The organism is Micromonospora sp. NPDC020750 (assembly GCF_044334565.1).
Taxonomy (GTDB): domain Bacteria; phylum Actinomycetota; class Actinomycetes; order Mycobacteriales; family Micromonosporaceae; genus Micromonospora.
Genome location: NZ_JBIRTH010000026.1, coordinates 1 through 4,514, shown reverse-complemented (window position 1 = coordinate 4,514; position 4,514 = coordinate 1). Strand labels below are relative to the sequence as shown.

The 4,514-nt window shown below is 64.9% G+C and carries 6 protein-coding genes; 3 read left to right on the top strand and 3 right to left on the bottom strand.

Annotated features, from left to right (window positions below; translation table 11 throughout):
* Positions 1 to 45: 45 nt before the first annotated feature.
* Positions 46 to 1,122 carry a helix-turn-helix transcriptional regulator gene (locus ACH4T9_RS31920; protein WP_396675158.1) on the bottom strand — a complete coding sequence of 359 codons (1,077 nt, stop codon included), beginning with the start codon at positions 1,120 to 1,122 and terminating at the stop codon, positions 46 to 48.
* 708 nt (positions 1,123 to 1,830) lie between these two features.
* Here ACH4T9_RS31920 and ACH4T9_RS31915 point away from each other — a divergent pair.
* The 3 genes from ACH4T9_RS31915 (at position 1,831) to ACH4T9_RS31905 (ending at position 3,213) form a co-directional block, all read left to right on the top strand.
* Positions 1,831 to 2,154, top strand: a complete 324-nt coding sequence (locus ACH4T9_RS31915) for a type II 3-dehydroquinate dehydratase (protein ID WP_396675157.1) — start codon at positions 1,831 to 1,833, stop codon at positions 2,152 to 2,154.
* Positions 2,155 to 2,179: 25 nt separating this feature from the next.
* A complete protein-coding gene (locus ACH4T9_RS31910) occupies positions 2,180 to 2,449 on the top strand; it encodes a hypothetical protein (protein ID WP_396675156.1) in 270 nt (89 codons plus the stop codon).
* Positions 2,450 to 2,694: 245 nt separating this feature from the next.
* Complete coding sequence (locus tag ACH4T9_RS31905; protein ID WP_396675155.1) at positions 2,695 to 3,213, top strand: transposase; 519 nt, start codon at positions 2,695 to 2,697, stop codon at positions 3,211 to 3,213.
* Between the two features lie 110 nt (positions 3,214 to 3,323).
* Here the strand turns inward: ACH4T9_RS31905 and infA are convergent, their stop codons facing one another.
* Together infA and ACH4T9_RS31895 are read right to left on the bottom strand one after the other, a co-directional pair.
* The gene (gene infA / locus ACH4T9_RS31900) at positions 3,324 to 3,548 is read right to left on the bottom strand and encodes a translation initiation factor IF-1 (RefSeq protein ID WP_387026654.1); all 225 of its coding nucleotides are present in this window, start codon (positions 3,546 to 3,548) and stop codon (positions 3,324 to 3,326) included.
* Complete coding sequence (locus ACH4T9_RS31895; RefSeq protein ID WP_396675154.1) at positions 3,545 to 4,336, bottom strand: GNAT family N-acetyltransferase; 792 nt, start codon at positions 4,334 to 4,336, stop codon at positions 3,545 to 3,547. The genes infA and ACH4T9_RS31895 overlap by 4 nt, the downstream gene beginning before the upstream one ends.
* Positions 4,337 to 4,514 lie beyond the last annotated feature (178 nt).

Genomic DNA, 4,514 nt, shown 5'->3' with positions numbered 1-4,514 from the left:
GAATGCCGTCGGTCGCTGCTGTATTCGTGTGGGCGGCTCATGACGCTAGAAGTGGCACGAGATGTCCAGGCTTTCCCGTCCGACCAGCTGTTTCCACATGACCGCGAGTTCGATGCGCGACTTGGCGCCCACCTTTTGGAAGATCTTGCGGAGGTGGAAGGCGACGGTGTGGCGAGACAGGAACATCTTGCCGGCGACCTCGGCGTTCGTGAGTCCTCCCGCCACGAGCTCGGCCACCGCGTATTCGGTGTCGGTCAGCGCGGGGATCCGGCTGCTGGGCCAGAACCTCGCCGCGGCCTTGGACGTGTCGTGGCGCCGCAACTTGCTGCGGACCCGAGACGAGTCGCGCGGAGAGCCCGCGTCCGCGTAGGAGCGCATGGCCGTCTCGTAGTGCGTGCATACCTGCCGGAACTCTTCGCAGCTCTCGGACAGGAGATCGCCGATGTCCTCGCTCACCGAGGCGCGGGTCCACGTGTCGCAGCCGGAGGCGACGGCCTGTTGGAGCAGGTTGACATCCTTCTCGAGCAGCGCATCGAGGTGCAGGGCGGCGGCCTCGATGGCGTGGATGTCCGGGTTCTCCGCGGCGAGCGCCGCCGCGCAACGCCGGACGCGCTGGGCGGTTTCCCGGTCGCCCGCCCGTAGCAGGATACGCACGACGAACGACGCCGCCGTAGGCTCGGACAGCAGGAAACCCCGCGTCGACGCTTCAGATTCCAGGAGCGCTCGGGCGAGCGGTACGGCGACCTCCCAGCCCTTCTCCGCCTCGATGATCTGAACGACGAGCCATGCGGGCGAAGCCCAGGGAAAAGGATCCCGGCCGAAAAGCACATCCTCTTTCAGCTGATTGGCATGATGGATCATCGTGGCGAGTTCACCACGCCGCATCGCGGTGACCGCGCGAACCATATTCCCGATCGGAGCCCACGACGCGTAACGCGGGTCGCTCGCCACGAGCATTCCCGTACCGCACAGGTCCCCGGCCTCATCGATACGACCGTCACAAAGCGCAATCTTGGCCTTGACCAGCGCCGTCACCGCGTTGATCGCAGGATCATCGACCGCCGCCGTGGCCTGACGCACCGCGTGCCGCGCCTCATCGATACGCCGCAGGTTGGTCAGCAACAACGCAAGTTGCAGACTCGCCAACGCCGTGCAGCACTCGCTGCCCCGTCGGCACCTCGCCGTCGCCGCCGCCTCAGCCAAAGAGATCGCCGAAACGACGTCACCCTCAAGCCAGACCGAACCAGCCGTATGCAGGATTTCAAGATTGATGCAATTGTGAGTTGAGAGACCTGACGCAGTTAGACCCATAATGCCCAATCGAACTCCCCGAAGTCTTCAAGCACATTCTGAGACATCGTGCGCGACCCGATTCCCGAATTGCCTCCACAGCTCAAAGATCAATATTAAGGGGGAGAGTGGACACCACATAATGATCACCACCCCCACAGTCATGGACGACGATACCGCATGGCTGTGGCGTGTCAAGGCGAACTTCGATTTGTATAGACCGCAATTATTTCTATCAGGTTTGACGGGGCGGGCTGATGGGGTCCTGCGAGTCATTGGCCAGGTGGCGCGGTTGTTGGCGTCGCGCGGTGATCAAATAGGTGGTGACGCTCGGTGATTTTCGTCGCCGATAGGATCGCGGCGAGATGGGAGTCGGACACACTGTCAATCTGGGTAGTTGTCGTCGCCACCGAGGGGTTGCCACGATAGTGCACATGGCCGGCGCCATCCGCGCTCGGCACATCGAGAGGCGCCCGATGACCGAGCTGCTGCTGCTGAACGGACCGAACATCGGAATTCTCGGGGAACCGGGAGCCGGAGATGTACGGCAGCGACACGCTAGACGACACCGTCTCGGCCGCGAACGACGAGGTCGCCACAGCGGGCGCAAAGGTGATCGACGTTCAGAGCGAGAGCGAGATCGATCTGATCCGAGCCGTGCGCGCGCACCGTTTCTCGACGGCCGGTGCGATCGTCGAGCCGGGTGCCCCCATGATCGCGGGCCGGAGCCTGTGGGACGCCCTGGCAAGTCTGTGCTGGCTCCGCTGGCGCAAGGCGTCGTCGTGGGCCTTGGCTCTCTCGGCTACCGGCTGGCCGTCCGCGCCCTTCTGCATCTGCTCGACGGTGGCGATCGGGCATCCGTGATTTCCGGAAAGCGAAGGGAATAATAGTGAGCCTCTGGCTCAGAGCCCTATTTCGCCGATGGGCCGGGCTCGCCGCACTGCTTCACTCGGATGCCTGGTACGCGGCGGCGCAATTCGCCTGCTGTGACGTGCCGGCCCTTTATCTGTTCAATGTGCCGGTTCGCTCAGGCATTGACGACCCGCATCGTCGGGTCCTTTTCTCTCCGCGCTTCGAGGTGGACATCGACGGTCTGTGGCTGGTCGACGACGACGCCGAATGGCAGCGCGGGCCGCGGCTCGCACCGAAGTCCGAGTAATTCGGCCGTCCGGGCCGGTTCCCCAGGGCCAGCCCGGACTGTGCCGTCGGCTTCGCCGTCCGAACGTGGGCCCGTTCCGCCGGCTCGGCAAGTGGTGTCACCGCACGATCCGCAGGCCCGCCGCTCTGACCGCAAATGGGGCGAGAGGAACTGGAGCGCCGGCTCCGCGAGTGCAAGTCCGCCACGCGAACAAGCTCGCCACCGCAGCGATACACGCCGCCGAGGCTCAGCACTCCGGGTTCGCGATGAGGCGATGGCCGGGGAGCTCGTCGGCCGGGGTTGCGGCCAACGTCACCGACCTCGACCAGCAGCTCGCCGAGCTGGACAAGCTCGTCGCTGACCGATTCCACCGCCACCACAACACCAAGGTGATCACCAGCATGGTCGGCATCGGTGACCTCCTCGGCGCGGAGTTCCTCGCCACCACCGGCGGCAACCTTGATGGATTCGCGTCCGCTGACCACCTCGCCGGCTACGCCGGACTGGCACCTACACCACGCGACTGCGGTCGACGCGTCGGCAACCTCCAGCGCCCGAAGCGGTACAACCGCCAACCCCAACGCGTCTTCTACCCATCAGCCCTGATCAGCATCCAGCGCAGCACCGCTTCAAAGTCCTTCTACGAGCGCAAACGAGCTCAGGGCAAACGCCACGGCCAGGCCGTCCTTGCTCTCGCCCGGTGCCGCGTGAACGTGCTCTGGGCGATGCTGCGCGACGACCGACCCTACGAAGAAGGGCAGCCCCTGACCGTCCTCGCCGCTTGACAAACAGTATTGAGAATCAGGCGGAGCCGACAGTCGGGCCCCCGGTCACGGGAGGGCCGTGACCGGGGATCCAGGATCAGCTGCGGTGGATGGCGTCGAGGGCCGCTAGGCTAGTTCCGATACCGGAACACGATCCGGCCGCGCGTCAGGTCGTACGGCGTGAGCTCGACCAGCACCCGGTCTTCCAGATAGATCTTGATGAAGTTCTGGCGGATCTTACCGCTGATGTGCGTGAGTACCCGGTAGCCGTTCTCGAGCTCCACGGTGAACATGCCGCTGCGTAGGCACTCGACGACCCGGCCCTCGACCTCGACGCCTTTCCTGGTCCTCGTCATCGAACCAGCTCCAGGTTGCTGCTCACCGGCCGGACCCCGATACCCTCGAACAGCGCCGAGGCCGCTCGGTTGGACTCCTGGACCTCCGCCCAGGTCGCGTCGAACCCGCAGCCGTGCAACGACTCCAGCGCGTGGGCCAGCAGCGCCCGCGCGATACCGCGGCGTTGCTCGCCGGCCCGGACCGCCACCAGCCCGATACGCGGCCGGTTCACCGTCACCACCCGGATCAGACCCAGATAGCGATCCGACGCCGCAGCCACGGCGTACTTCGACGGATCACCGATGGTGTCACCTTCAGGCAGGGCAATCACCTCCGCGGGCATCGACTGCCACCCGACAGTCGCCTCGACTTCGTCACGGATCGCCCGGTCCACCGCCCGCAACAGACCCTCATCCGCCTGACCAGCGGGCACGATCGTCACACCCGAAGGCGGTAGAACTCCTCCGAGCCCGGTGACCTGCGGGTCAGTCGGCACCACGTACTCCCACTCACGACGCCGAACCGTGAAACCAGCCCGCCGCCAACAGGCCGTCAACTCGACATCGGCTTCATCGACCACCGTGTACAACGGCGCCGACAACTCCGCCACCACCGCCTCGGCAAGCTGGTCAAAGGTAGCGTCATGCCAAGCATCAATGCTGACGAACAAGCGTCCATCAGACCGGCGCTCCGCATACGTACGACCGACCACCACATCGTCATGCAACGCATGCCATTGCCCGTCCGCGACACGCGTGATCACCACCGCGTTCTCACTCAGGCCAGATATGAAAGGCTTCATGTCCATCGGAGTCTCCTTCCAGGAGTGCCTCGATCTCAGGCGCTCCCGGCGACACCGAACGTCAGCCGCCGGACCGTGACGGACTAAGGGAGCACCCATGGGTGATTCTATTCACGGGTCTCACCTCCCTACAACGAATTCACGGTCAGCCACGACAATACCAGCGCAGCACAGCACCGCGCAA

Coding starts and splice junctions, on each gene's coding strand:
- ACH4T9_RS31905 (WP_396675155.1), top strand. CDS start 2,695: ATGAGGCGATGGCCGGGGAGCTCGTCGGCCGGGGTTGCGGCCAACGTC.
- infA (WP_387026654.1), bottom strand. CDS start 3,548: ATGACGAGGACCAGGAAAGGCGTCGAGGTCGAGGGCCGGGTCGTCGAG.
- ACH4T9_RS31895 (WP_396675154.1), bottom strand. CDS start 4,336: ATGGACATGAAGCCTTTCATATCTGGCCTGAGTGAGAACGCGGTGGTG.
- ACH4T9_RS31915 (WP_396675157.1), top strand. CDS start 1,831: ATGTACGGCAGCGACACGCTAGACGACACCGTCTCGGCCGCGAACGAC.